Consider the following 26,045-nt stretch of genomic DNA (forward strand, 5'->3'; position numbering starts at 1 on the left):
CAGGTCTTGGCGCGGTCAATTGCGCAAGCGTGGCGCCTGTAACTGGTGACGGATGGATTCCGCCAGTTCATCCAGCGATGGTTGCTCGGGATGCGCTTCCTGGGGCTCGCCATCCAGCTGCGCTTCCGCCAGATAGGTATGCACCGGTTGGCCTTCCTCGTCTTCCATCACCACGTGGTACCAAGGAGCGGAACGCAGTTCATCGTTCGCCGCTATCTCGTCAGCTTTGGGTTGTTCCAAAGAGTATTCAGGGTCGATATCGATAACGACGCCCAAATACCCCAGCAGTTTATGCCTAACCTGTTGTCCGATACCGAATTTGCTGGCAATCATGATGACCTCCTGAGAAACAATGCCTTGCTCATATATGGGGGCAAGGCAGCGCATTTCAAGTTACATCACCCGACAAGCGAAGCCTTTCAGATACAGCCCCTCAGGGTACGTGGCGATCACCGGGTGATCGGCAGCCTGGCGGAACTGTTCTATAAATTGTACATCACGTCCGGCATCTACAGCGGCGTCGGCCAAAATTTTCTGGAACAGATCGGTCGGCATCAGCCCGGAGCAAGAGAAGCTGAGCAGAATGCCGCCCGGGTTCAGCAGCTGCAGCGCCAGCATATTAATGTCTTTGTAGCCACGGCAGGCGCTGGCCAGCTGGTTTTTGTTCTCGACGAACTTCGGCGGATCCATGATGATCAGATCGAATTTCTCGCCCTGGGCGCGGTAGTTGCGCAGCAGTTGGAACACGTCATCGCGAACGAACTCTGCCTTGTTCAGCTCCAACTTGTTGAGCTCGACGTTCTGTCTGGCGATATCCAGCGCCGCCTGCGAGGTATCCACACTGATCACCTGCGCGCAGCCGCCCATCAGAGCGGAAACGGCGAAGGCGCCGGTGTAGGAGAAGCAGTTCAGCACCCGGCGGCCGGCGGAGTAGTTACGCGCCGCCAGGCGGCTGTCGCGCTGATCGAGATAGAAACCGGTCTTGTGCCCTTGCTGAATGTCCACCAGCAGTTTCATGCCGTGTTCGGTGATCGGCAGCAGCTCCGGCGGCAGATCGCCCAGCACCGGGCCCTGCGCCAGCGGCAGGCCTTCTTTTTTACGCACCGCCACGTCGGAACGGTCGTAAATCGAACATTCCGGGTAACAATGCTGCAGAGCGGAAAGCAGCGCCGGGCGCTGATATTCGGCGCCGGCGGACAGCAGCTGCAGCACCAGGAAATTCTGGAAGCGATCGATAGTGATGCCCGGCAGGCCGTCGGACTCGCCGGCGATCAGGCGGTATCCGTCCAGGCCGTCGCGCTGCGCGACCCAATCACGCCAGCTTTGCGCTTGCTGCAGGCGGCGAATGAAGAAATCGATGTTAACCTCTTCATCCTGCTGGAAAGTCCAGACGCGTGCGCGGATCTGCGACTCGGGCGAATAGGCGCCGCGAGCCAGCCATTTTCCCTGGCTGTCGAGAATATCGATGGTTTCACCGGAGAGCGCTTTGCCCTCGACGCGTTGAACGGCGCCGGAGAACACCCAAGGGTGACGACGGAGTAAGGACTTTTCACGTCCTTTGGCGAGAAACAGGCGTACGGTCATAATTAATAATGCTGCCAGCTAGGATAGAAAGAGTGACACGGCGGTGCAAAGGCACGGCAATGCCATAACGAAAACTGAATTAAGGGGGCGATTATGACACAAGTTTGCATTGCTGCGTATGTGTATGGCGTGGTGCAGGGGGTAGGGTTTCGCTATTCCACTCAGCGGCAGGCTGAGGCGCTGGGGGTGACGGGCTATGCGCGCAACCTTGATGACGGCAGCGTTCAGGTGGTGGCCTGCGGCACACAGGAGCAGGTGGACTCGCTGGTCGCATGGCTGAAGCAGGGCGGCCCGCGCAGCGCGCGCGTCGAACGCGTGCTGGTGGAGCCGCAGGGCGTGACCGACTACGACGGGTTCGGCATTCGCTATTAAGTGCTCGCCTGCAGCGGCGCTGCGGGCGGAGCGGTCAGATGCATTTTACCGGTTTGGGCAATCCGGCGATCTTGGTGGCCTGTTTGGCCGGCCCTTTCGGGAACAGGCGGTACAGATAGCGGCTGTTGCCTTTTTCTTCACCGTATTTCTGCGCCATGGCTTTGACCAGCATGCGAATAGCCGGTGAGGTATTGAATTCCTGATAGAAGTCGCGCACAAAGCGCACCACTTCCCAGTGTGCTTCGGTGAGCACGATCTCTTCCTGCGCGGCCAGCAGCGGCGCCAGGCCTTCATGCCAGTCGGCGCTGTTTTTCAGATAGCCCTGCGCGTCAGTGTCGATAACCCGACCTTCAAACTCCAACATACTGCCTCGATAACGGATAATTCGGAACGGCCGCCAGTTTAGCAAATTTTTTCAGCCGCAAAAAATAAAGCCCCGCCGGAGCGGGGCCTGGAAGGCGGGGTAACACGCGATCAGTTGCTGCGGGCGAAGCCCAGAATGCTCAACAGGCTGATGAACATGTTGTACAGCGATACGTACAGGCTGACGGTGGCGCGAATGTAGTTGGTCTCGCCGCCGTGAATGATGTTGCTGGTTTCCCACAGGATCGCGCCGGCGGAGAACAGAATGAACAGCGCGCTGATCGCCAGGTGCAGAGCAGGGATCTGCAGGAACAGGTTGGCGATCACCGCCACCAGCAGCACCACAAAACCGGCCATCATCATGCCGGACAGGAACGACATGTCTTTACGGGTGGTCAGCACGTAGGCCGAGCAGCAGAAGAACACCGCGGCGGTGCCGCCCAGCGCCAGCATGATCAGATCGCCCGCGCCGGCGTTCAGGAACGAGCTGAGGATCGGGCCAAGGGCATACCCCATGAAACCGGTCAACGCGAACGCCGCCAGAATGCCTGCCGGGCTGTTGGCCAGTTTATGCGTCAGGAACATCAGCCCGTAGAAGCCAACCAGCATCAGCAGCAAGCCCGGCGCAGGCAGGCCCAGCAGGGTACTGGCGGTTGCGGTCAGCGCCGAGAAAGCCAGCGTCAGGGATAACAGGAAATAGGTGTTGCGCAGGACTTTATGCGTGCTGAGCAGGGAGTCGCGCGAGGAAGACGAGACGACAATGCGGTCCATAATGATCTCTCTTATCAGGCCATCACAAAATAATCCCGATGATAGGCAGCGCAAGCGCTTGATTAAAGTTTGTTTACCAATCTTTACCCTTAGTTATCATTGTTGCAACAGCGGGGGGAGCGGCCGCGCGTTTGTTCGCCGGCTTGCATCATTCCGTCGATTTTTCGCGCGGTTGAACGCGCCTGGGCTTTACAAGCGAATAAGCTCTGTTTATAGTGCGCGTCGTTGCGGAGGGGTGGCCGAGTGGCTGAAGGCAACGGTCTTGAAAACCGTCGACGGGAAACCGTTCCAGAGTTCGAATCTCTGCTCCTCCGCCATACATTCTGACCCCGCGCTCTTAGAGCGCGGGGTTTTTTGCTTTTGCGTGCTGAGAACTTGACGGTCGCCCGCAGGAAACGCGAACGGCTATTGATAAGGGCTACGCATCGGTGAGATTATGCGGTCATCAAGGCAGGCTGCTCGGATGCCTGCTGCTGTCAGGCGTGACCGGCACGATAATTAACGCCGCCTTATCGATTTTGCTTAATACTCTTAGGAGACAGAGATGAACTGGTATCAAGTCGCCCTATGGACCATGATTTTTCTCAAGTCCGGCGCTTTCCTGGTGTTCGTATGGTGGTGGATGTTCAAACGTGCGACCAAACCCTATGAGCGTCCGAAAGACGTTGTGGTCGACGAGACGCCGTATGACGATAGCCTTACGATGGAAGAGGTGATGAAGAATCACGGCATCGTACGGACTGAAAAGCCGCTCTGATCGTCGAATATCTGTGTTGCTATCAACCCGAGCCTGTGGCGCTCGGGTTTTTTATTCCCGCCGTTACTCGCGAAGCATCCCTTTTCCCCTATCTTGTTTGACCCCTGTAGCGATTTATTTAAATGAATTATCTTTCAGTATATTTTTTAATATACTTTAAAGGTGGGTTTTATATTGATAGGGAAAGATATATTTTTCTCTGAAAAATTCATCCTTATCGACTGAGCAAAGAAAAATTCGCACGCTGTTTCTTGTGTGTCTGAATATTCATGTGCAGAGAGTATCGCATTTCCGGGCTACTCCTATAGCGGTAGGTCGGATAATTTTTAAGGTAGGGGAAAAGTAAACCTTACGTGGAGGGATGAGGAGGTTTAAGGAATCTAAGATTTTTCTTTGTGTGTTTTTTCTTTTTATATCAATGGCTTTTTGTTTTTTATGCCACAAGCGCTTTTATGAGGAAATGGCGGCCATCATTTAACCCGCGCAGTAAGCAGCCTGCCGTACTCACTCTTTTAAGGCACACATCCTTCCGGTCATTGCTCGATTCATTTTTTTTATTGTTATGAAAATTATTTGATTCGATGTTGCAATTTTTTTGTCTTTGGAATTAATATGTCCTGCATCTGGCGGTGAATGAGATTTTTCCCATTGCCGGATACCTTTTAGAATACACTTGGATATATATAAATATATACCGTCGCATATAAACTTTTAGATGGCAGGATGCTGTCAATACTCTGCTATTGCCTAAGCTTCGTTAGCCTCTAAACGGTTTAATGGTGTAGGTCATTTTATATATGCTCTCTCAGCGAAGAAAGTAATGGGGTTTATTATGATTAAGCAAGGCATCTCTTTGGCGGTATTGGCTGCCGCGTTAACATCTGTGGGCGCAACGGCGGCAGATAATTCCGCCGGTGGCGTTATTTCGTTTAGCGGTGCCGTTACGGATACCACTTGTACCATCAATGGCGGGAAAAGCGCCGATTTTACCGTTGCGCTCAGCCCGATTTCCGTGACTGATGCGGGCACCGTGGTCGGCCCCATCACCAAAAACAAGAAATCTTTCTCGCTGACGTTCTCCGGCTGCACGCCGGCGGCGGGAACGGCCGGTACGCCGCTGAAGATCTACTTCTCTTCGGCGAATAATATCTCTACCGACGGGAAATATCTGCTGAACAGCTCCGTGAATGAAAGCGACGCCGCCGTAGCGAAAAACGTCGGTTTTTCTCTGGCTGAGCCGGGTTCATCCACGCCGATTCCGTTGAACGTGCCTTATGTCACCAAGATCAAAGGCGATAAAACGGCGCCGGATGCCGAAACGCTGACGCTGGACGCCTATTACTACAAGACCAATGCGTTGGAAGCAAAAGTGGGGGAATTGAGTTCCAACGTGACTTACACCATTTCTTACCTGTAATTGCAATTAAGCCAGGCCTGCGCCCAAGGCAAAGGCCTGGCTTCTGGGGTGACTATGAAACAGTGCTTAATCTTTGCTGGATTGTTTCTCAGCAGCTTTTGCGCCGATGCCAATATTGTAATTAATGGAACGCGCGTTATTTATCCGGAAAAAAACAAGGATGTTATCGTTCAGTTAGTCAACAATGGTGACGATCCGGCACTGGTGCAGGCATGGATTGATGACGGTGATATAAACTCGACGCCTGAAACGGCAAACGTGCCGTTCTTGTTATCCCCGCCGGTTGTGAAAGTTGCCGGAAATAATGGCCAGCAATTACGCATACAAAAAATGAACGCGGCGCTTCCCGGCGATCGTGAGTCGGTATTTTATTTGAATGTGCTGGATATCCCGCCTACGCCGGAGAATTTGCAGGGCGTCAATACGCTGCAATTAGCCATCAAATCACGCATCAAGCTATTTTATCGCCCGGCAGGGTTAACCGGCAGTGTCAATAACATCACCGACTTCATTGAACTCCAGGCGGCGGGGAAGGGATTTAAGGTTATCAACAAAGGCCCTTACTATTTTACGTTGGCCAATGTTGATCAGAAAGGCAAAAAGAATCTGTTGGTCGATTCAGTGATGGTCGGGCCATATTCCAGCCTCTTTGCCCCGACCAAAGTTGGCGTGAGCCGGAATATTCCCTACACCCTGCTCTATATCGACGACCTGGGGGCTTATAAATCTAAAGCCATTACAGCCCGCTAACGTGAAGAACGGCCATGAAGCTTAAACTAAAATTGCTTTCGATACTGACCGCATCTGTATTCATACCGTTAAATAAAGCATCGGCGATGAAATTCGACACTTCTCTATTGGCCGGCGCGTCCAGCGAATCCGATCTGTCGCGTTTTTACCTCAATAATGACATGCCGGCAGGCACGCAAACGGTCGACGTGTATGTCAACCAGAGTTGGAAAGGGCGGTTCTCGTTGCAGTTCGGCGAACATAAAGGCGATATTCGCATCGCCCATCGTGACGCCGCCCTGTTGGGCATCGATATGAGTCGTTTGTCCATCGGGGTGGATAAGGGGCCGATCCCTGTCCAAACGTTGGTGCAAGGAGGAAGGGCGGACTTCGATGTGGGGACGTTGAGCCTTAAGCTGACGGTGCCCCAGTCGCGAGTGATTCGCGCAGAGGCCGGCTATGTTGACGCCAAATTTTGGGATCGCGGCGTGCCTGCGTTGCTGCTGGCCTATAACGCCACCTATTACCACGTGCAGTCGTTGCAGGGCGACAAGGCGTCAAACGACGATTTCTATACCGGTTTGGAATCGGGGGTCAATCTGGCGGGTTGGCAATTCAGAGACAGCAGCAATTTCCGCAGCAGTTCGCGGCAAGGCAGCGATTGGCAAAATAATACTCGCTATGTGCAGCGTGGCTTCGCCGCCATCAAATCGAACCTGACGATGGGCGATTTCTATTCGCCGGGTGATTTGTTCGACTCGATTCGGGTGCGGGGCGGCGCTTTAGCCTCGGATATCAACATGCGGCCCAATTCGCAGCAGGGCTTTTCGCCGATAGTACGGGGCGTGGCGCAGAGCAATGCCCTGGTGAAAGTATTGCAAAACGGCAATCTCATCTATCAGGAGAACGTGCCGCCGGGCGCCTTTACGCTGGACAATATATTGCCGACCGGTTCTGCGGGGGATCTGTTGGTCGTGGTCAGGGAAGCCGACGGGCGGGAACAATCCTTTACCGTGCCGTTTTCCGCCGTTCCCAACATGTTGAAGCAGGGCGTCAGCAAATATGGCCTGGTGGCCGGTAAGGTCAATCAGGCGGATACCGACTATGCGCCCGCTTTCGTGCAGGGCACGCTGCAGTACGGCTTCAATAATCTGGTCACCGGTTATGCCGGTACGATCCTCAGCGAGGACTATCGCGCCTGGCTGCTGGGCAGTGGCTGGAATCTGCCGTTCGGCGCGGTATCCGTCGATGTGACTCAGGCCTCGACGCATTTGCAGGATCGCAACGAGAATGGGCAAAGTTTTCGGATCGCCTACAGCAAGTTTTTGGACGCTACCGCAACCAACTTCACGCTGGCGGCTTACCGTTATTCGACCAAAGGTTATTACAGTTTCAACGATGCCATCTACACCCATCAAGGCTACCGCGAGCGTGACAAGCGCTTTCACGATTATTGGAACGATCGGGATGACGATGAGCTTGCCCCGCTGGATTTGAATACCTGGGACGCCGTTCGCGCCGCTCGTCCGCGCAATACCTTCAATTTGAACCTGAATCAGAGGCTCGCAGACGGGTGGGGCACGCTCTATTTCTCCGGCACCCAGCGCGACTATTGGTCGGATACGAATAAAAGCCGGGAATACCAGCTAGGGTATTCAAACGCCTTCGCGCGGGTCAGTTACAACATTTCCGCGAGTCGCGTGAGAAATTCCGATCGCAAAGAAGAGACGCGGTTTTATCTCTCTCTGAGCGTGCCGTTGTCGATGTTCGACAACAATGCCTATCTCAGCACCAGCTTATCCGCCACCGATTCGCACTATCAGCAAAGCTCGCTGAGCCTGAGCGGCAATGCGCTGGAGTCAAACCGTCTGAGTTATGCGCTTGCCGGCAGCAATCAAAGCGGCGGCAACAGCATGGCGAGCGTGAATGCCGCCTATCGCGCCAACGCGACGACCGTCGGCGGCTCCTACAGTGAATCATCAGACTATCGACAGTTGGGCATGAGCGCCCGCGGCAGCCTGGTGGCGATCCCTTGGCATTTGCTGGCGTCCAACGAAATGGGCAACACCATGATGGTGGTGGACGCGCCCAAGGCCAAAGGGCTGATGGTGAACGGCGACGAGAGCATCGTCACTAACGACGAAGGGCTGGCTTTGGTGCCTTACGCCACGCCTTACCGGCAAAACTCCGTGACATTGTCGGATACCGGCAACAGTTCCGGCGCCGAGATCGTCGGCAATATCGCCAACAGCGTGCCCTATGCCGGCGCCGTCAACTATTTGAGATTCGAAACCGATCGGCGTCGGCCTTATACGCTGCGCGCCTTTAAGCGCGGCAATAAGCCCCTGCCATTTGGTGCGGAGGTGGCGGATCAAAGCGGGCATGCCATTGGCTTCGTCGGGCAGGCCAGCGTCCTGTATCTGCGGGTGGAGCAGCAGCCAACGTCGCTGGAGGTCAGGCTGAATGACGGTGTCTGCAAGATTGAACGCCCGAAAATCTCGATGGACAGCGCAGCCAACACATGTCGATAAAAGGATAATTACACCATGCTCAGGATACTCGCACTGACCCTGTCCTTGTTGTTCAGCGGTTACAGTTACGCTTCATGCTACGGCAACGGCATCCAATATGCGCCGCCTATCTACGTCGATTTGTCGGATAAGCTCAGCGATAAAACACCGGTCTGGGAAGGCAGTTTTTATACGCAATACAGCGGTTCATTCAGTTGTTCAACCTCGAGCAGCGAATTCGGCTATACGCGCATCCTGTCAACCGACAGCACAAAGGCGACCATTCTGGGATTCAACAACGGTAAATATTGGATACGCGCGGAAATAACCAACGACATCGCCAACAAAAAACTTAGCGGTTGGGGATCGCACTCCGCTTCGGAATTGAATCAGCCGATGAATATTCGTTTCAGTCTGGTCAGCAAGACGGGCACATCGATACCCGGCGACACGGTTAGCCTTAAGGACGTGATGTTCGTGACCGATCTGAGCGGGATGTCCTTGCTGGAGATCATTTTGTGGCCCGCCAAGCAGTTGGTGAAGATCTTGACCTGGCTGCTCAACGGTTTCAATTGGCCTTACGATCAGCGCGATATGTACGGACAGCCGATGACCATCAAGTATGCGCCCAAGATGACGACCTGCACTTTCGACAATGCCGGCCTGGCGGTGAAGTTGCCGACGCTGGGGATATCGCAGATTACTCAGGGGGCGCAAAATGGCCTGACGCCCTTTACGCTGAATTTCAGCTGCCAGAATCGGCAAAGTGGCGGCACGGCCGATCGGGATATCAATATGTTTTTATCCAGCAATAATCTGTTGTCTTCGGATAATACGGTTTTGATTGATAAAAGCGCTGAGGCGGCAAAAGGCATTGGCATCCGGCTGGTCAAGACGGCTTCGCCGAATAATCCCGTCACGCTGTCGCTTTCCAGCGTGACGCCAGGCGCGGCGACTTCATTATTTCATGTGGGAACCGGCAATGCCTTGGATGCGCAATTTTCCATCGGCATGGCGGCCTATTATTATCCTTACAGTCCCACCGCAATGAGCAGCGGGGGAATTAACACATCGGCTACGCTTAACATTATATATAAATAATTCTTTTGTTATTTTTAATAATAAAAAACAGGTTGCCACATATAAGAAAAATCTTAACATGGTAATTGGTGGCGAATATTATTTGCTTGAATAATATTGGTGTTTAATCCGGATCTCTATGTTGAGGATGAATTGTATGACGGAACAAATCCAGATCGGTGTCAAAGTGGAAAAATCGCTAAAAGATGAGGTTGACGTCATTCTTCGCGGTTTGGATATTAAGCCGACGACGGCGATAAATGGGCTTTATCAATATATCTCGCAGCATGGAGAGCTCCCTTTTGTCATATCAACCAGCGTGAAAACACCGAAGGATATCGCCGGCGGGTTGTTCAAGAACCTGTTTTCCTTACAAAGCACGCTCAGCGTTTTCCTGGATAAAGTGCAAATGAAGCGGTGTGTCAGCAGGGAGGAAGTATTGATTGTGCTCGATATATTGCGCGACTTTATCGTTGGTTTTCGCCAAAGCGCGCAATATCTCGGCGCTTCGCCTTTCGGTCGGCGCGTAGTTTGGAAGGATGCCGTATGCGCCGTCGAGAGTATTCATGAAATTCTAGATAATAACGTGAAATACAGTGAAGATGGCATTATGAATTTGGATGAAAAATATCTCTCATCGCTGTCCGCATTGCTGATCTCATTATGTTCTTCACTTAAGTAAGTCGGACCAATAAAGTTAATTGACATGACTGCCATGGGGGCGTTGTTAAAAACGCGCCCATGACAAATAGCAATGGGGTGATCCTGTGCGAGTGGCTATATTTTCTGATGATTACTATTTATTCTATGGCATATCGCAGATCTTAATGTCGTTGGAGGGCGTTGAAGTTATGGGTCTGCATTCATCTGCACGCCGTGGATTACATGCCATGTATTGTCATGCAGAAGTGGTCATCGTCTCTTTCTCGTCTATCTGTCGGGTTATGAATTTCTTATCGCATATTGTCGACAGGCCTGACAATACGATCGTCTTAACCGGCGTGGAAACGCCGCGACTGGCGAATTTTAACTGTCTGAAAAAAAACATCGGTCTTACGACGTTCGTTGAGGCAATAAAAATGTTCACCGCGAGCTGCAAAGGGCAGAGCCTGTCGCCGCGCGAGCTTTCGGTGTTGGCCATGCTGCTGGCGGGAAAACCGAATACCGGCGTCGCTAAGGCGTTGGGCATTTCCGAGAAAACCGTCAGCCAGCATAAAATGAACGCCATGCGTAAATTGGAAATCGAACGTTTTCACCAATTTATTGTTGCGGCAGATGAGCGAGTGTAAGCGTGATGCCGTTGGCGGAGTGAGCGCCGTCTGATGCCCGAGTAAAAATAAACCCGCCGAAGCGGGTTTTTCCGTCAGTTTTTGCAGCCCATCAACTCCGGCAGAACGCCGGGCTTGTTCTTCAGCGAAGCCTGTACGTCGTCAGGCAGACCAGCCCAGATGATCAGGCCGGTGCGTTTCTCGATCTCGCCCACCGTCACGCGGAATTGGCAAAAATCGGCGCCCTTCGGCGTGTTTTGATCGAACAGGAAAGCGGCATAGTGGTTCACCGCCGGGCTGTTGTTGATGAAAATCACCTTCCAGTAGGCGCTGGGGATGGTGTGCACTTTCTGGGTGCCCGGCAGTTTGCCCATATCGCGTTCATACAGCGGCCCGGTCACGGTATAGACCGAAGAGATGTCCGCGCGCTCGATAAGCTTGCGCTCCTGATCTTCCAGCCGCGCCCAGGCGCCCTGGTTCAGGTCGGACTTTTGCGGCGTGATGTTGGACAGGTAGTTCAGCGATTCCCAGTCGGAAACGCCGGCCAACGAGGCCAGCGGCGCCTGATGGCCGCGATCGACCTTCAGCGCCGCGTTGGCGCCGGTGTAATCGGCAGGGGCCAGGGTATCTGCCGGATTGAGCGCCGGGTCGGTTTTCCAGTTGCGCGTCTTGCCGCTGGCCGGCGTGTCTTTGGTGATGTGATAGGCCACCCAGTTGGCGAATTTGGTGGTGCTGTTATTGTTCAACGTATAAGCATGACGCACGATCGACACATTGCTGCTGCCGCCGGTCGGGCAGCCAACCGCGCAGTTGTCGATAGATTCGAGCGTCTCGGCCGACGCCTGTGCGGCGAACAGCAGGGCGGCCAGGGCCAACATCTTGTTGTTAAAGCGCATATTCATATCCTCAATAAGTTAAAAAAATACTGTATATATTTACAGTAAATTAAACTTATCGCAGTGAAACGAATACAACAATGCAACACATTCATGTTGTGAATGTGTCAGTCATGGTACAGCGATACCGCACGTTAAAGTCGGCAGAAATAAAAACGGCGTCCAACAGACGCCGTTTCAAAAGGGGGTTATTCCAGCAGGTCGTTGACCGTGCGGCGAACGTAGTGCGTCATCTGCGCCAGATCGTCCGGTGATACCGGCCCGCCGCCGGCGCGCACCACCTGCTGTTCAATCTGGGCGATCTCTTGCTCGACTTTGTTGGCGATTTGCACTTTGACTATCTTGTCCACCGAAGACAGCAGCACCTTCAAGACCACTTTCAGCGCGATGTTCTCGCAGAACGAGTCGTAGTGATGAACCGGCGGCGGCGGGGCCGGAGCCGGCTCGGGCGCGCGCGGAGCCAGAGCTTTGAAGCTGTCTACATTTTCAATAATAAGATCCATGTCTCTTATTAGTTCATCAAAATCTTTAGACACTGACTTATTCCCTTCGCTGTGCGCAAAAAACAGAACGCCCGTCCTCGGGCTGAAAGCCGATGAGCGACGGGCAGAACGAATTCGGGCCTGGCCTTCAGACGCTGAATGGCCGGGGGAGGGGCATTCTAACCTTGCGGCGGGTCGGCAACAAGATGGGGCCGTGCGAATGCGCGGCCCTTTGAATCACGGGTGCAGGGGGGCGATTAACTTTTCAGCTTGGCGGTGATTTTCGCCACGTGCTCGCCCTGATAGCGGGCAATGGTCAGCTCTTCGTTGCTCGGCTGTCGCAAACCGTCGGCGCCGGCGATAGTGGTCGCACCATAGGGGGTGCCCCCGCGCACCTGCGAAACGTCAAACAGCTCCGGCGTCGCATAGCCGATCGGCACGATGATGAAGCCGTGGTGCGCCAGCGTGGTCCAGGTCGAACTGATGGTTTGCTCCTGGCCGCCGCCGGTGCCGGTGGAGGAGAAGACGCTGCCCACCTTGCCGTACAGCGCGCCGGAAGCCCACAGGCCGCCGGTCTGATCGAGGAAGGTGCGCATCTGTCCGGCCATGTTGCCGAAGCGGGTCGGCGTACCGAAGATAATGCCATCATAGTCCGCCAGCTCTTGCGGGGTGGCGACCGGCGCCTGCTGGTGTTGCTTGCCCCCGGCCTTGGCGAAGGCTTCCGGCGTCATGGTTTCCGGCACGCGTTTGACCGTCACGTCCACGTTATCGACCCGATTCGCCCCTTCGGCCACCGCCTGCGCCAGGCGTTCGATGTGGCCGTACATTGAGTAATAAAGCACCAACAGTTTCGTCATGTTTCGTACTCCCGCTCAGATGATTAACAAAAACCCCTGATAAGCATAGAAGCGAATGACGAACTTGGCGTCGTGGCGTCACCTGATGCCGGCGATCGCCAACAGGGCGCCAAAGACAATCAGCAGCCCGCCAAAGGTGCGATCGATGCCGCGGCGCAAACGCAAAAAGCGCGCATTGACGCCCGGCGCGGAAAACAGCAGCGCGACGGCGGCGAACCAGAATACATGGACGGCGGCGATAAAGAGGCCATAGCCGATCTGTACGCCGAGCGCGGTGTGGGGAGAGACCACCTGCATGAACAGACTGACGATGAAGATGGTGGTTTTCGGATTTAACGCGTTGGTGAGAAAGCCGGTTTTCAGGGCGGCGAGATCGCTGATGGCGGCCGGCGTCGTGGTGGGCGCGGCGTCGTGATGGGTTGCGTTGCGCAGCAGCGTAAAGCCGAGGTAGATCAGGTAGGCGGCGCCGATGCCTTTGAGCAGGTTAAACAACCAGGGCGACTGTTGGATCAACACGCCGACGCCAATCAGCGTATAGCTGACATGGATCAGTACGCCGGCGCCAATGCCGCAGGCGGTGAAGATGCCGGCGCGGCGGGAGAGCAGCAGGCTGTTGCGCGATACCATGGCGAAATCCGGTCCGGGGCTGATTACAGCGAGTAAAGTAATGGTGACGACAGCGATGAGTTCAGTCATAGTTATCCTTGCGATGTTTATCAATAGAGTGACTGATTTATAAGAGTAATTTTTCTCGGTGACAAACGATGAATAGTGACGATATCGGTGAGAAAAACTCACGCAATAGAGCCAGGCCATTGCCGTTGGGCGGGCTGCGCTGCTTCGAGGCCGCCGCGCGGCTGGAAAGTTTCACGCAGGCGGCGCAGGGGCTGAATTTGACGCATGGCGCCATCAGCCGGGCGGTGAGGGCGCTGGAAGAGGAATTGGGCGTGGCGTTGTTTGAGCGCCGCCATAGGCGAGTACTGCTCACGGCGGCGGGCCGCAAGCTGTTTCAGGCGACACAGCAGGCCTTCGGCATTTTGGACCATACCGCGCTGGAGCTGCGCCAGCAGGCGCTCAATGCGCCGCTGATCTTGTCCTGTGAACCGACCTTATTGATGCGTTGGCTGATCCCGCGTTTGCCGGCTTTTCAGCGGGCGCACCCGGACATCAACTTACAGCTGGTGGCGGGCGGCGGTCCGTTTTCGTTCCATGACGGCATCACGGCGGCGATCCGGCGCAATGACTTCGATTGGGGAAAGCAGGCGCATAGCCTGGCGCTGTTCAATGAAAAGGTCGGGCCGGTGTGCCAACCCGAGGCGCTGACGAGGCTGACGGCCTCTGTGGACGGACGGCGGCTTTTGCTGCCGGGCGCCAAACTGCTGCATGCCGCGACCCGGCCGGATGCCTGGCGGCACTGGGCGCATCAGCAGGGGGTGACATTGGCGGGGCATCCGGAACAGCGCTTTGACCATTTCTATTTCAGCCTGCAGGCCGCGGTAGCCGGCCTTGGTATCGCAATCGGCCCATGGCTGCAGGTGCGAGACGATCTGGCCGCCGGCTTGTTGAGCGCGCCGTTCGGTTTTACGCCCGACGGCAGCGGCTATTACCTGCTGTCGCCGCAGCCTATCGTGCCGGGCAGCGCGTTGGCCCGGCTGGCCGAGTGGCTAACGCTCACGGCAGGCGCCTGAGTTTTTGCGCCAGCCGCTGTTCCTGCCAGCGGCTGAAGACGTTGCGCAGCAGCAGGGTACGTACCGCCCGCATGATCAGCGCGAGGCTCATGCCGCCGATCGCCCATAGCGCCCAGAGATAGTGCGGGTGGGTAAAGACGTTGACAGCGAGCAATATCGCGCCGATGACGGCGAAACGCACCGCCATGCTCAGCAGCTTGCCCTCTGCCGCAACCTGGCGACGAAGGCGCTGCGCCTCAGGCGTCTCCTCCTGCGGTGTCTGCGGCGGCGCGTTGAGATCGCTGACCTGCACGCCCAGCGCGGCGGCGATCGCGGTCAAGGTTTCCAGGCTGGCCTGTTCGCCGTTTTCAATCCGCTGTACGGTGCGGGTACTGAGACCGGCGATGGCCGCCAACTGCTCCTGCGACCAGCCTTTTTCCAGGCGTAATGGTCTGATGCGGTACTTTTGCATGGTGCACTCCCGAGTTCGCTGTCACTGTCATCCAGTGTAGGTGGCGCGGGGTAGCGGCGCCACGACAGCGGCACGACAGCGACACGACATCCGCCGCCGGCGCGGGCCGGCGGGCAGTCAGAAGGCGACGTTGCGGATAAAGCGCAGCGGGAGATCGCCGTGGTTGGCGTAAGCGTAGCGCTGATCGCTGTTGAAGGTTTGCGTGGCGCCGGCGCTGAGCGTCAGCGTGCCTTGTTCCAGTTCCAGCGTCAGGGTGCCGGCAATCACGTAGATCATTTCGCTCCAGCCTTCGGCGTCCGGCGCCGAGTCGTAGCGCTCGCCTGGCATCAGCGTCCATTCCCACAGCTCGGCCCGTTGGCGCGCCGGCACGCTGGCGGCAAACAGCGCCTGGCTGCCCGGCTGTGCGCCTTGCCAGGCCAACTCGCCTACCAGATGGCTGCCGCGAGCCTCTGGTGCCTGAATCAGATCGGTGAACGAAATCGCCAGGGCGGCGGCGATCTTGTCGAGCACCGCCAGACTGACGTTGCGATCGCCGGCCTCGATGCCCGCCAGCATGCGGCGGCTGACGCCGGAAAGTTCGGCCAGCGCCATCTGGCTCAGGCCCGCCTGTTGGCGATAGCCGCGCAGATTGCTGCTCAGGTACTGCAGCACTTTGGGGGGATCGGTTTTCGCGTTATGCGCCGTATTGCTCATCGCCGGACTTTATCTCATACTGGCAGGATCTGTGCATTATATTGCACTCAGCAGGAAGGGCAAGCCGGTGTCAGCAGCAAAAAAATCCTTTATTTCCGCCGTGGTTCCGCAAATCAGGTTGCCGGAAGCGGTGTTGATTTTCATCACCATGATCTGGGGCGGCACCTTTTTGGCCGTGCATCACGCGATGCAAGTCAGCGGGCCGTTCTTTTTCGTCGGTCTGCGTTTCGCCACCGCCACGCTGGCGTTGACGCTGTTTTCGCTGCGCGTGCTGCGCGGCCTGACCCTGTATGAACTGAAGGCGGGCGTACTTATCGGGCTGGCGATCATGTTCGGCTACAGCATGCAAACCGTCGGTCTGCAGACGATTACCAGCAGCCAATCGGCGTTCATCACCGCCATGTACGTGCCGATCGTGCCGCTATTGCAATGGCTGGTGCTGGGGCGGTTCCCCGGCATCATGTCGTGGATCGGTATTCTGCTGGCCTTTACCGGCCTGATGCTGCTGGCGGCGCCGAGCAGCACGGACATGTCGCTGAGCCTCGGCGAAATTCTGACGCTGGCCGGCACGCTGGGCATGGCGGCAGAGATCATTCTGATCGGCGCCTTCGCCGGCAAGGTGAATATCCGCCGGGTGACCATTGTGCAGCTGGCGACCGCCTCGCTGGCCTCATTTTTGATGATGGCGCCGACCGGCGAATCGCCGCCGCCGTATTCGGATTACCTGCTGTACAGCGCCATTGGGCTGGGGCTGGCCAGCGCGTTGATTCAGCTGACCATGAACTGGGCGCAGCGCAGCGTTTCACCCACGCGCGCTACGGTGATCTACGCCGGCGAACCGGTCTGGGCGGGCATCGTCGGGCGGCTCGCCGGTGAGCGTTTGCCGGGCGTCGCGTTGTTGGGGGGCGCGTTGATTGTGATCGGGGTGGTGGTCAGCGAGCTGCGCGTACGGCGCAAGGGGAAAGCGGCGGTGGCGACGGAAGCGGATTAGCGCAGAGGCAAAAAAGAGCAAAGGGGCGGAGATATCCGCCCCTTTTTGCATCACGCGGTTTTCTTCTTGCGCAGGAACACGTAAGACAGGCCGAGCAGGATGAACCACAGCGGGGTGACGATCAGCGCCTGGCGGGTGTCTTCGCGCAGCGACAACAGCACCAACACGAACACGAAGAACGCCATGCACACCCAGCACATCAGTTTGCCGGCCGGCATTTTGTAGATCGATTTCTGGTGCAGCGCCGGGCGCCGTTTGCGGTAGACCAGATACGAACACAGGATGATGGTCCAGACGAACATGAACAGAATCGCCGACACGGTGGTCACCAGGGTGAAGACCGTCATCACGTTCGGGATCAGGTAAATCAGCACCACGCCGCCCAGCAGGCAGATGCAGGAGAAGGTGAGGCCGTTGGCCGGCACCGCGCGCTTGGACAGGTTGGCGAACGATTTCGGCGCGTCGCCTTCCTGCGCCAGCCCGAACAGCATGCGGCTGGTGGAGAACACCCCACTGTTGGCGGAGGAGGCGGCGGAGGTCAGCACCACGAAGTTGATCACGCTGGCCGCGGCCGGCAGGCCAATCAGCACGAACAATTCAACGAACGGGCTCTTGTCCGGCACTACGGAGCTCCACGGCGTCACCGACATGATGACGATCAGGGCGAACACGTAGAACATGATGATGCGGATCGGAATCGAGTTGATGGCGCGTGGCAGTGACTTCTCCGGATCCTTGGTTTCCGCCGCGGTGGTGCCCACCAGTTCAATGCCGACGAAGGCGAATACCGCGATCTGGAAGCCGGCGAAGAAACCGCTGATGCCTTTCGGGAACATGCCGCCGTCATTCCACAGATGGGTGAACGAGGCTACGGTACCGGTCGGCGACTGGAACTGCATGGCGATCATCACCAACCCGGCGACGATCAGCCCGACGATGGCGACGATTTTGATCATCGCAAACCAAAACTCCATTTCGCCGAACATCTTCACCGTCGCCAGATTAAGGCCGAGCAGCAACAGCACGCACAGCAGCGAAGCGATCCACTGCGACAGTTCAGGGAACCAGAACTGGGCGTAGGCGGTGATCGCCACGACGTCGGCGATGCCGGTGACCACCCAGCAGAACCAGTAGGTCCAGCCGGTGAAGAAGCCGGCCCACGGGCCGAGCAGATCCGCGGCGAAATCGCTGAACGATTTGTATTCCAGGTTGGACAGCAGCAGCTCGCCCATGGCGCGCATCACGAAGAACAGCATAAAGCCGATGATCATGTACACGAAGATGATCGAAGGGCCTGCCAGGCTGATGGTTTTACCGGAACCCATAAACAGACCGGTGCCGATGGCGCCGCCGATGGCGATCAGTTGAATATGTCGGTTAGTGAGGTTTCGCCGTAGATGATCTTCTGAAGCGGGCGTCGCGTCAGTCGCTATTTTAGAGTGATCTACCATCTGATGATGTCCTGTTTTACCTGTCATTAGTGAAGTCGTGAGCTCTGAAGTGGCTCTTTTTTATACATTTATCCGGTTGGTCCGGCTTTAGTAAGGTAGTGCAATAACGCCACCTTTGTGCAACATGTTTACAACATTTATACGCGGGATAAAAGTCGATCAATCTTTACACGAGAGGAGGCAAATCGGACGTTCAGGGAGCGGAAGATTACTCTTCAAACGGTGGGATTAACAGACCTTATGCGGCTTATCTCGTTGATTAAACAAAGGGTTGTAAAATTCGCATGAGAAAAAGTAATGGGTGTAAGCGTTCGACAGCGAGGCTGACAAGAAGGGCGATTTATCTCGTTGGGCCGTTAGCTCAGGCGGATGAGCCGTTGACGCCTAATCAACGAGACAGAGGTTCGCCCCCTGTACGGCCCGCCAACCAAATCAGCGTGTTACGCTCAGACATTTCTTTGATTGTGCCCTCATGGCGCCGTTTTAAGCGCGTATTCTGCAAAAAAATTCGCATTTTTCGACTGATGTTCAGAAAGGTGATCTGGCGCAAACTGCGATGTTGCACCGTACTTTATACGGCAAGGGAGGCTGTGCGCTGGCGCAACGTCGGCGCAGGGATGGGGCATTTGCCCAAGAATCTTTCAGGTCAAGAAACGGGGAACACATGCGCGGCCGACATCAAGAGCAGTGCCCAAACGGCGGCTGAGAGTGCGGCAGTGGCATAGACGTGCCTCGCCGGCAGTTGCAGCATGCCGGCCATCAGCGGCACGGTGTAACGCATCACCGCCAGAAAACGCGAGGCGAACAGCAGCGGCAGCCCGCGCTTTTGCAAGGAACGTTGCGCTTTGCGCAGTGGGGCGTGAAAGCGTGCCGGCAGCCGGCGGCCAAGATCGCGACGGCAGAGCAGTGCGCCGCAGTGGAAAGACAGGATTGAGCCCAACGCCGCGCCAAGGGCGATGGCCGCCCAAACCGCGCCGATCGGCAGCGCATGTTTGCCCGCAAGGATGCCCATCAGCAGCGTCACCGAGGCAGGCGGCAGGACGGAGGACACCACGATCACGGATTTTCCCAGCGCGAACAGGAAAATCAGCAGCAGCAACATCTCCGGTTCCGGGCTGTATTTGGCGATAATGTGCGTCAATTCATCCATTTAACACCTGTGGGCGAGAGGGCTGACTGTCAGTGTCCCATCCGCAGGTTCAATAATGGCTAAATAACGCGTCGCTATCCGGTTATCTCTGCGTCTTGCTTACGTGCCTCAGCATGCCGATGTCTGAGCGCCCCTAACAGCACGGCGCACAGCAGCGAAAAGGCGGCCAGCACCAGCGGCCCGGCATGCGGGCTGTGAAAACGCTGTTCCGCCTCAGTGCGGATCAGCGGGGCTAAAAAGCTGAATGCGGCGCCGAGCGTGGTGCAAAAACCGATGCCGGCCGCCAGCGCCGGACCGGTGAGCAGCTGAGCGGGAAACGTCCAGAAAATGGGTTGTACCGCCAGAAAACTGACTGCGCAACAGCTCAGGGCGACGATAGCGAGCAACGGGCCGGCATAGGAAGAGACGACCAACCCCAGCGCTGCCGCGACCATGCAGCCAACGGCGATCGGCAATCTTCTGGCGGTTTTTCTGTCGGCATAGCGCGGCAGGAAATAGACGCCAAGCGCGGAGCATGCCCAGGGAATGGCGGCCACCAACGAGGCCTTGAAGCCGAGATGGGTGCCCATCAGCGAGGCGATCTGCGACGGCAGAAAAAACATCAGGCCGTATACGCCGATTTGCAGGGTGCCGTAGATCAACGCCAGATGCCAAACTTTGCCGCTTCTCATCGCCGCTTTAACGCTGTTGGTTTCGGTACGCTGCTGTTCAGCGGCCAGCTGTGTGACCAGCGCATTACGTTCTTCCTCGGTCAGAAAGCGGGCCTGCCCTGGGCTATCGTCGAGATAGAAAAAGGCGAAGACGCCGAGGACGACGGCCGGCAACCCTTCCAGCACGAACATCCAGAACCAGCCTGGCTTACCCAGCACGCCGTGCATCTCCAGCAAGGCCCCCGACAGCGGTGAGCCGAGCGTCAGGGCCGCCGGTACGCCAAGCACGAAAATGCCAATGACCGAGGCGCGTACCTTATTGGGAAAATAGATCGACGCCAGCAGCAGGATGCCGGGGTAAAAGCCGGCTTCGGCGATCCCCAGCAGAAAGCGCAGGACAATAAATTGCTGCTCGTTGGCCACCAGCCCGGTACAGGCCGACAATGCCCCCCACAGCGCGGTGGTGGCGCTGAGCCAGCGTTTGGCGCCCCAGCGATTCATCAACAGGTTGGCCGGAATGCCGAACAGCGCATAGGCGGCAAAGAATATCCCCGCGCCCAGCGCAAAGGCGGATTGCGACAGCGCGATATCGATGGCCATCGCGTCTTTGGCAAAGCCGACGTTGACCCTGTCGATAAACGCAATGAAGTACATGGCGAACATCAATGGCACCAGTCTGCGCCAGGTTTTGCGGATGGCGGCGTTGAGCGCTGGAGCGGCATAGGTGGCGTGATTCACTGGCGGTAACCTCTCTTCTGAGAATGATAAACGTCGGTCATAAGGATCGTCCTGGCGCCGTGGCCCATCATGCGGCGATGACATGGCTTTTCTGCGTGAGCCTTAAAGGTCTAAAGGACTAATGGTCAGGCCTTTAGGGGCGGAAAAAACGCCGCGTATTGCGTCGGCATATCGGTACAGATATCACCATGGTGAATGGTGTGTTGCCTTTTTGTTAATTGAAAGTTCACACAGGGCCAGGAGGCGTTCAAGCGCTTTGATCGAGATCTGTGTGCGCTATCACCGAATTGGGAACCCGATGACAGACACTGGAGAGTGGCGCTTTCATCTCGCGAGGGAGGGCGATAAGGTGAAGCACGGCACAACAGAACGCAGGAGCGCAACATGCTGAAGGTCATTGCTGAAGATTTCATTCACCCGGAACACATTGACACCGTTATGCCGTGGTATCGCGAGCTGGTAGAGAAAACCCGGCAGGAGCCGCTGTGCATCAGTTATGAACTGTGCATTGACCAGCAGGATCCCGGGCACTTTATTTTTATCGAAAGCTGGCCGGATCGCGCGGCTCTCGAAGTGCATTGCCAGACCGAGCATTTCACCCGGCTGGTGCCGCAGATCAATCAGTATCAGCGCAAGCCTTGCACCTTCCTGTTTATGCAGGCGTTCCCTGAAACAGGCGATAAATAGGCGAAAAAATCCCCGCAGGGGGCGGGGTCAATGGCTTCTCAACACTATCTTGTTGTGATTAAAAAATAGGCTGATAATGATTTTCATTCTCTAGGAATGCTCTTAAATTAATCAATCTGGTGAATGATTCGCCGTCTGCTTTTCGCTGGCGGTTTTAATGGCACGCAGCATGCGGCGTCTTATCAACCCACTGACCAGGCGAATCGCATACCAGTAGGGAGTAAACCGCCGCCGGCTGGCGCTGTCGGGGCAGAAGATGCGCGTTTCCGTTACCAGGCGGCAGCGCCCGCCCTCCAGCGGGCTCGCGGCATACCCCAGCGCCAGTTTGGCGACGCCGGGCTGAGCGAAGGCCTGAAAGTCCGCCCCGTCAGCGACCTTCACCAAACCGTATTCGGCCTGCCAAAACCGGCCGATCAGGCCATAGACCAACGCGGTTTCATCCTGCTCAAGCAGGCAAAAGTTATGCAGGCCAAACGGCGGAGGACGAGGCTTATCGCGTGGCATCAGCCGCGCGGGCAATTCGCGCAGCGCTATCATGCTGCGGAAAAAACGATCGCGCTTGGGATCGTAAGCGGCCACGGCGTCCAGCACCCGCGATTGCGGCGCGGTGATGACGATCGTATGCCGCTCAGAGAACTGGTATTGCCCAAGATATTTATTCAACAGCGTCATGTTGTTCATGCTCCCGCCATTCACTTTGCAGCAGGGCGAAACCGAATTCGTCGCCCCATGCGCCTTTGAAAAACACGTTTTGCCGCCAACAGGCCTCACGGCGAAAGCCCAGCTTACTGAACAACGCGGCGGCGCGAAGATTACGCGCGTCCACCACGGCGGTAATGCGGTGTTTCGCCAGCGGCCCGAACAGCAGGGCGATGACGGCGCTTAGCGCCTCGCGCGCCTGTCCTTGCCGCTGATGAACCGGATCGAAGGTCACGCCCAGTTCAGCCTGACGCCCTTCATCGAAAAAATGCACCGCGACATCGCCCAGCAACGCGCCGTCCTCGCGGCGCTCGACCGCCAGTTGAAACCAGCTGTCGTCACGGTTGAATTCGAGCCGCCGTTGCTGTGCGAAAAAGGCCTGTGCCTCGGCGGCGCTGTAGTCGCTCCAGCTCTGGTAGCGCGCCACGTCAGGATGGTTGCGGTAGGCGGTAAAGTGGGGCAGATCGTCGGCGGTGAACGGGCGCAAGATCAGTCTGGGGGTCAGCAGAGGCAAGTGGCGCATTATTTTTCCTTATCAGCGCATGAGGGCTACCGGCAGTGTAGCCCAGCGCCGAGAGGCGGGCTGCGTAAAATGAGCTGTGGCGGGGAGGCGTAGCGGGAAATGCCGGCTCAGGCAAGCCGGCAAGCAATAAAGGGGTTAACGACGAGCGGCCGCCTGACGCAGGCGTTCGACCGGCGCCTGCTGAAAATCGAACGATGGCGCCTCGCGCTGCGTCAGCCCCTGGCGCACGATGGCCTTCACGGCCAGGCTGGCGGCGAGATCCTTCCCGGCGATCTGCTCGGCGATGCGCAGCGCTTCTTCCCGGGCCGAGCCCTCGCTGATGCGGGAAATGGCGCCGTGTGACAGGGCCTCCCGCGCACCGACGGTTCTGCCGGTCAGCAGCCAGTCGAGGGCGACATAGGGAGAAACTCGCGCCGGCAAGCGCGCGCATCCGCCTTGCGCGGCGACCAAGCCGAGCCCGGTTTCGGGAAAGCTGAAGCGCGCGTTCTGGCCGGCGACGATCAGATCGCAAGCCAGGGCGAGCTCAAAGCCGCCCCCGTAAGCGATGCCGTCAACGGCGGCGATGATCACCTTGGCGATCTGCGCATGGATCAGTCCCCCGAATCCCTCCGGCGTGACGATGGGCAGTTCGCCCTGTCGGAACGCGGTGACATCCATGCCGGCGGAAAATACCGCCGGCTGACCGGCCAGGACGATCGCGCGTATCGTATCGTCATTATCCGCCTGCCGCAGGTAACTGCGGATCAATTCGGCCATCTGCAGGTTGATGGCGTTCTTTTTCTCCGGCCGATTGAGGGTGATGACCGCAACCTGCGCGCCATAACGTTCGTAAAGCACCGGCGGTGATTCACTCATCGCTGGCCTCCCCGCGGAAAAAGATCAGCGTCAGCAGCAGGGCGATGGCGCCGAGCGGCAGCGAGAACAGCGGCAAATAGTGGGCCGGCAACGCGTAGAGCGTCAGGCCGCCCAGCATGCCGCCCGCCGCGATGCCGGCGTACAGCACCGAGCTGTTGAGCGACACGGTCAGCGCCCCAAAACGCTTCGACAGAGACAACAGGTGATGTTGGATTGGCACCAGATACATCCAGCCGGTAATGCCCCAGATAAGAAAGATGGCCAATACCCACCACGGCGAGGTGACGTAAAAGGCCAGCAGGAACAGGGACAGCGTCTGGATCGCCACCGAAAACAGCAGCACGAATTTGCTGCCTAGGGCGTCGGTCAGCGCGCCGGAGGCAAAATTGCCGATCACCGCGCCAATGCCGAACACCAGCAGCGCCAAAGGCAGAATGGCTTCCGGGCCGAACTGGGTGTCTTTCAACAGCACGCTGACGTAGCTGTAAACAATGTGCTCCGAGCACACGGCGAAAAAGGTGATCAGCAGCGTGGTCAGCACCGCCTTTTGCCGCAGCGGGGCGAGCCGTTCTTTCAACGAATGTTTGCCCGGCGCCGCAATGGCGCGCAGCGCCAGCGACAGGCCGAGCAGCGCCACCGCCCCCAGCAGGGCGATGAACAGAAAGATGTCGCGCCAGCCGATCAGTTTGGCCAGAAAGGTGCCGAACGGAATACCGAGCGCGATGGCCAGCGTCATGCCGCCATAGACGATGGAAATAGCCAGGCCGCGGCGTTTTTCCGCCACCAGCCCCACCGCGGCGGCGGCGGCCTGCGGGGTGTAACAGGCCGCGCCCAATGCCGCCAGCACTCGGCCGAACGATATCTGCAGGTAGCTGGTAGCCCAGGCGCAGGCCAGGTTGCCGGCGATGAACAGCACCAGCGCCAATTGCAGGATGTGCTTGCGGTTGACGTTGCCCAGCAGCCAGGCGGTCAGAGGCGCAAACAGCATGTAGGCCAGCGCGAATACCGATATCAACTGCCCCGCTTGCGCGGGGCTGACGGCAAATGTCGCGGAAATGTCGCTGAGCACGCCGGCGACGATAAAGGCGTCGGTGCCGATGGCGAAGGTGCCGGTCGCCATCAGACACAGCGTGACCAGATGGCCGTTATAATCCGCTAACTTCATCCCGCCCTCCGCAGATCGTTTACCGCCCAGACCCGGCTCAACGCCGCCAGGAAGGTCTCCACGTCGGCATGGGAATGCGCCGAGGTCGGCGTCACCCGCAGCCGCTCGCTGCCTGCAGGCACCGTCGGGGCATTGACCGGTTGCACGTAAATATCGTGCTCATCGAGCAGCACTTTACTGATGTGTTTGTTGCGATGGGGATCGCCGACCCGCAGCGGCAGGATATGGCTGTCTGCCGACACCAGCGGGATGCCGGCGGCGCGCAGACCGGTCTTCAGGTGCTCGACGATCGCCAGCAGGTGCTTGCGTTGGGTGTCGTGCTCGAGGTTGTATTTAAAGCTGGCCAACGCGGCGGCCACCACCGGCGCCGGCGAGGAGGTGCTGAAGACGAATGCCGGCGCCCAGCTGCGCACGGCTTCCACCACCGAACGGGGCGCGGCGATATAGCCACCCGCCGCACCGTAAGACTTGCCGAACCCGCCCTGGATAATGGTGATTTTATCCAACAGGCCCAGCTGTTCGGCATAGCCCAGCCCCCGTTCGCCATACACGCCGGCCGAATGAATTTCGTCGAGATAGGTCAGCGCCTGATACTGTTCCGCCAGCGCCACAATCTGCGCCAGAGGAGCAAAGTCACCGTCCATGGAATACAGCGACTCAAAGGCGATCAGCTTTGGCCGCGCCGGATCGGCGGCCTGCAGCAGCTCGGCGAGGTGCGCCACGTCGTTATGGCGGAAGATTTTTTTCTCCGCCTTGCTGTAGCGAATCCCGTAAATCATCGAGGCGTGATTCAGTTCGTCAGAGAACACGATCAGATCGGGAATGGCGTCGCACAGGGTGGACAAGGTGGCGTCGTTGGCGCCGAAGCCGGTGGTGAACAGCAGCGCCGACTCTTTGCCGTAGGCGCTGGCCAGCAGCGTTTCCAGTTCAGTGTGATAGACCGAGGTGCCGGAAATGCTGCGGGCGCCGCAGGTGCCTAACCCGACTCGGTTAACCGCGTCGGTGGTGGCCAGCAGCACTTTGGGGTGGTGGCTCATGGCCAGATAGTCGTTTGAGCACCAGACGTTGAGACGGCGCTCGCCTTGCTGCCCGTGGCTGGTGGCCCAGGGTTTGTCCTGCACGCCGCGTTCAAGGTTGAGGAACTCGCGAAAACGCCCCTGCTTTTTGGTTTCCGCCAACTTTTCTTCAAGAATGTTCAGTACGCTCATAGCATGTTCC

The 26,045-nt window shown here is 57.3% G+C and carries 29 protein-coding genes and 2 tRNA genes; 13 read left to right on the forward strand and 18 right to left on the reverse strand.

Translation table 11 applies throughout. The annotated features are described in order from the left end of the window. Positions 1–15 precede the first annotated feature (15 nt). Together hspQ and rlmI are read right to left on the reverse strand one after the other, a co-directional pair. The gene (gene hspQ / locus ACJ8J1_RS14990; protein WP_004928104.1) at positions 16–333 is read right to left on the reverse strand and encodes a heat shock protein HspQ; all 318 of its coding nucleotides are present in this window, start codon (positions 331–333) and stop codon (positions 16–18) included. Positions 334–393: 60 nt separating this feature from the next. Further along, the gene (gene rlmI, locus ACJ8J1_RS14995; protein ID WP_033642599.1) at positions 394–1,584 is read right to left on the reverse strand and encodes a 23S rRNA (cytosine(1962)-C(5))-methyltransferase RlmI; all 1,191 of its coding nucleotides are present in this window, start codon (positions 1,582–1,584) and stop codon (positions 394–396) included. 93 nt (positions 1,585–1,677) lie between these two features. Between rlmI and yccX the strand changes: the two genes are divergently transcribed. Next, the gene (gene yccX, locus ACJ8J1_RS15000) at positions 1,678–1,956 is read left to right on the forward strand and encodes an acylphosphatase (RefSeq protein ID WP_033642600.1); all 279 of its coding nucleotides are present in this window, start codon (positions 1,678–1,680) and stop codon (positions 1,954–1,956) included. Between the two features lie 34 nt (positions 1,957–1,990). Here yccX and tusE read toward each other — a convergent pair whose 3' ends face one another. Further along, the gene (gene tusE / locus ACJ8J1_RS15005; RefSeq protein WP_033642601.1) at positions 1,991–2,320 is read right to left on the reverse strand and encodes a sulfurtransferase TusE; all 330 of its coding nucleotides are present in this window, start codon (positions 2,318–2,320) and stop codon (positions 1,991–1,993) included. Positions 2,321–2,430: 110 nt separating this feature from the next. Continuing rightward, positions 2,431–3,090: an FtsH protease modulator YccA gene (yccA, locus tag ACJ8J1_RS15010; RefSeq protein ID WP_033642602.1), complete on the reverse strand. Its 660-nt coding sequence runs from the start codon at positions 3,088–3,090 to the stop codon at positions 2,431–2,433. A gap of 229 nt (positions 3,091–3,319) precedes the next feature. On the opposite strand from yccA, the gene ACJ8J1_RS15015 reads away from it, so the two are divergent. From ACJ8J1_RS15015 to ACJ8J1_RS15050, 8 genes are all read left to right on the forward strand, one after another. Then, positions 3,320–3,407: transfer RNA gene (locus tag ACJ8J1_RS15015), tRNA-Ser, on the forward strand. 227 nt (positions 3,408–3,634) lie between these two features. Next, positions 3,635–3,847: a hypothetical protein gene (locus ACJ8J1_RS15020; RefSeq protein WP_004928089.1), complete on the forward strand. Its 213-nt coding sequence runs from the start codon at positions 3,635–3,637 to the stop codon at positions 3,845–3,847. Between the two features lie 820 nt (positions 3,848–4,667). Beyond that, positions 4,668–5,264: a fimbrial protein gene (locus ACJ8J1_RS15025; protein ID WP_369825806.1), complete on the forward strand. Its 597-nt coding sequence runs from the start codon at positions 4,668–4,670 to the stop codon at positions 5,262–5,264. Positions 5,265–5,318: 54 nt separating this feature from the next. Next, positions 5,319–6,014 carry a fimbrial biogenesis chaperone gene (locus ACJ8J1_RS15030; RefSeq protein WP_033644245.1) on the forward strand — a complete coding sequence of 232 codons (696 nt, stop codon included), beginning with the start codon at positions 5,319–5,321 and terminating at the stop codon, positions 6,012–6,014. A 14-nt stretch (positions 6,015–6,028) separates the two neighbouring features. After that, a complete protein-coding gene (locus ACJ8J1_RS15035) occupies positions 6,029–8,524 on the forward strand; it encodes a fimbria/pilus outer membrane usher protein (RefSeq protein ID WP_033642603.1) in 2,496 nt (831 codons plus the stop codon). A 15-nt stretch (positions 8,525–8,539) separates the two neighbouring features. Beyond that, positions 8,540–9,604 (forward strand): fimbrial protein, encoded by a 1,065-nt coding sequence (locus tag ACJ8J1_RS15040; RefSeq protein ID WP_004928073.1) that lies wholly within the window; start codon positions 8,540–8,542, stop codon positions 9,602–9,604. 136 nt (positions 9,605–9,740) lie between these two features. Further along, a complete protein-coding gene (locus ACJ8J1_RS15045) occupies positions 9,741–10,265 on the forward strand; it encodes a hypothetical protein (RefSeq protein ID WP_049866670.1) in 525 nt (174 codons plus the stop codon). Positions 10,266–10,434: 169 nt separating this feature from the next. Next, positions 10,435–10,872: a helix-turn-helix transcriptional regulator gene (locus tag ACJ8J1_RS15050; protein WP_197665001.1), complete on the forward strand. Its 438-nt coding sequence runs from the start codon at positions 10,435–10,437 to the stop codon at positions 10,870–10,872. 74 nt (positions 10,873–10,946) lie between these two features. On the opposite strand, the gene ACJ8J1_RS15055 is transcribed toward ACJ8J1_RS15050, so the two are convergent. From ACJ8J1_RS15055 to ACJ8J1_RS15070, 4 genes are all read right to left on the reverse strand, one after another. Then, entirely contained in the window at positions 10,947–11,747 is an 801-nt protein-coding gene (locus tag ACJ8J1_RS15055) for a DNA/RNA non-specific endonuclease (RefSeq protein ID WP_033642605.1), read from the reverse strand. A 188-nt stretch (positions 11,748–11,935) separates the two neighbouring features. Further along, positions 11,936–12,250: a hypothetical protein gene (locus tag ACJ8J1_RS15060; protein WP_016928271.1), complete on the reverse strand. Its 315-nt coding sequence runs from the start codon at positions 12,248–12,250 to the stop codon at positions 11,936–11,938. A 236-nt stretch (positions 12,251–12,486) separates the two neighbouring features. Beyond that, the gene (gene wrbA, locus ACJ8J1_RS15065; protein WP_033642606.1) at positions 12,487–13,086 is read right to left on the reverse strand and encodes an NAD(P)H:quinone oxidoreductase; all 600 of its coding nucleotides are present in this window, start codon (positions 13,084–13,086) and stop codon (positions 12,487–12,489) included. 78 nt (positions 13,087–13,164) lie between these two features. Beyond that, on the reverse strand, positions 13,165–13,782 hold the full coding sequence (locus ACJ8J1_RS15070; protein ID WP_033642607.1) for a LysE family translocator: 618 nt from the start codon (positions 13,780–13,782) through the stop codon (positions 13,165–13,167). A 68-nt stretch (positions 13,783–13,850) separates the two neighbouring features. On the opposite strand from ACJ8J1_RS15070, the gene ACJ8J1_RS15075 reads away from it, so the two are divergent. Beyond that, positions 13,851–14,774: a LysR family transcriptional regulator gene (locus tag ACJ8J1_RS15075; RefSeq protein ID WP_033642608.1), complete on the forward strand. Its 924-nt coding sequence runs from the start codon at positions 13,851–13,853 to the stop codon at positions 14,772–14,774. Here ACJ8J1_RS15075 and ACJ8J1_RS15080 read toward each other — a convergent pair. Next, the gene (locus tag ACJ8J1_RS15080; protein ID WP_033642610.1) at positions 14,758–15,225 is read right to left on the reverse strand and encodes a helix-turn-helix domain-containing protein; all 468 of its coding nucleotides are present in this window, start codon (positions 15,223–15,225) and stop codon (positions 14,758–14,760) included. The two genes, ACJ8J1_RS15075 and ACJ8J1_RS15080, sit on opposite strands and share 17 nt — an antisense overlap. Positions 15,226–15,342: 117 nt before the next feature. Beyond that, positions 15,343–15,918 (reverse strand): helix-turn-helix domain-containing protein, encoded by a 576-nt coding sequence (locus ACJ8J1_RS15085; protein ID WP_033642611.1) that lies wholly within the window; start codon positions 15,916–15,918, stop codon positions 15,343–15,345. A 67-nt stretch (positions 15,919–15,985) separates the two neighbouring features. On the opposite strand from ACJ8J1_RS15085, the gene ACJ8J1_RS15090 reads away from it, so the two are divergent. Next, on the forward strand, positions 15,986–16,909 hold the full coding sequence (locus ACJ8J1_RS15090; protein WP_033642612.1) for a DMT family transporter: 924 nt from the start codon (positions 15,986–15,988) through the stop codon (positions 16,907–16,909). Positions 16,910–16,959: 50 nt separating this feature from the next. Here ACJ8J1_RS15090 and cycA read toward each other — a convergent pair whose 3' ends face one another. Further along, complete coding sequence (gene cycA / locus ACJ8J1_RS15095) at positions 16,960–18,360, reverse strand: D-serine/D-alanine/glycine transporter (protein WP_033642613.1); 1,401 nt, start codon at positions 18,358–18,360, stop codon at positions 16,960–16,962. Positions 18,361–18,710: 350 nt separating this feature from the next. Here cycA and ACJ8J1_RS15100 point away from each other — a divergent pair. After that, positions 18,711–18,786 (forward strand) — tRNA-Arg (locus tag ACJ8J1_RS15100). A 220-nt stretch (positions 18,787–19,006) separates the two neighbouring features. Here ACJ8J1_RS15100 and ACJ8J1_RS15105 read toward each other — a convergent pair. Beyond that, complete coding sequence (locus ACJ8J1_RS15105; protein ID WP_033642614.1) at positions 19,007–19,510, reverse strand: DedA family protein; 504 nt, start codon at positions 19,508–19,510, stop codon at positions 19,007–19,009. A gap of 74 nt (positions 19,511–19,584) precedes the next feature. Beyond that, a complete protein-coding gene (locus ACJ8J1_RS15110) occupies positions 19,585–20,898 on the reverse strand; it encodes an MFS transporter (protein WP_033642615.1) in 1,314 nt (437 codons plus the stop codon). Between the two features lie 384 nt (positions 20,899–21,282). Between ACJ8J1_RS15110 and ACJ8J1_RS15115 the strand changes: the two genes are divergently transcribed. Next, positions 21,283–21,585 carry a putative quinol monooxygenase gene (locus tag ACJ8J1_RS15115; RefSeq protein WP_033633403.1) on the forward strand — a complete coding sequence of 101 codons (303 nt, stop codon included), beginning with the start codon at positions 21,283–21,285 and terminating at the stop codon, positions 21,583–21,585. A gap of 111 nt (positions 21,586–21,696) precedes the next feature. On the opposite strand, the gene ACJ8J1_RS15120 is transcribed toward ACJ8J1_RS15115, so the two are convergent. The 5 genes from ACJ8J1_RS15120 to hemA all read right to left on the reverse strand — a co-directional run bounded on the left by ACJ8J1_RS15120 (position 21,697) and on the right by hemA (position 26,035). After that, a complete protein-coding gene (locus tag ACJ8J1_RS15120) occupies positions 21,697–22,266 on the reverse strand; it encodes a hypothetical protein (protein ID WP_226772991.1) in 570 nt (189 codons plus the stop codon). Then, on the reverse strand, positions 22,241–22,807 hold the full coding sequence (locus tag ACJ8J1_RS15125; protein WP_033642616.1) for a GNAT family N-acetyltransferase: 567 nt from the start codon (positions 22,805–22,807) through the stop codon (positions 22,241–22,243). Before ACJ8J1_RS15125 ends, ACJ8J1_RS15120 begins: the two co-directional genes overlap by 26 nt. 135 nt (positions 22,808–22,942) lie before the next feature. Further along, positions 22,943–23,662 (reverse strand): enoyl-CoA hydratase-related protein, encoded by a 720-nt coding sequence (locus ACJ8J1_RS15130; RefSeq protein WP_033642617.1) that lies wholly within the window; start codon positions 23,660–23,662, stop codon positions 22,943–22,945. Continuing rightward, positions 23,655–24,827 carry an MFS transporter gene (locus ACJ8J1_RS15135; RefSeq protein ID WP_033642618.1) on the reverse strand — a complete coding sequence of 391 codons (1,173 nt, stop codon included), beginning with the start codon at positions 24,825–24,827 and terminating at the stop codon, positions 23,655–23,657. The genes ACJ8J1_RS15130 and ACJ8J1_RS15135 overlap by 8 nt, the downstream gene beginning before the upstream one ends. Continuing rightward, on the reverse strand, positions 24,824–26,035 hold the full coding sequence (hemA, locus tag ACJ8J1_RS15140; RefSeq protein ID WP_033642619.1) for a 5-aminolevulinate synthase: 1,212 nt from the start codon (positions 26,033–26,035) through the stop codon (positions 24,824–24,826). Before hemA ends, ACJ8J1_RS15135 begins: the two co-directional genes overlap by 4 nt. Positions 26,036–26,045: the final 10 nt, after the last annotated feature.

The organism is Serratia sp. CY37869, from assembly GCF_052168895.1.
Classification (GTDB): domain Bacteria; phylum Pseudomonadota; class Gammaproteobacteria; order Enterobacterales; family Enterobacteriaceae; genus Serratia; species Serratia ureilytica.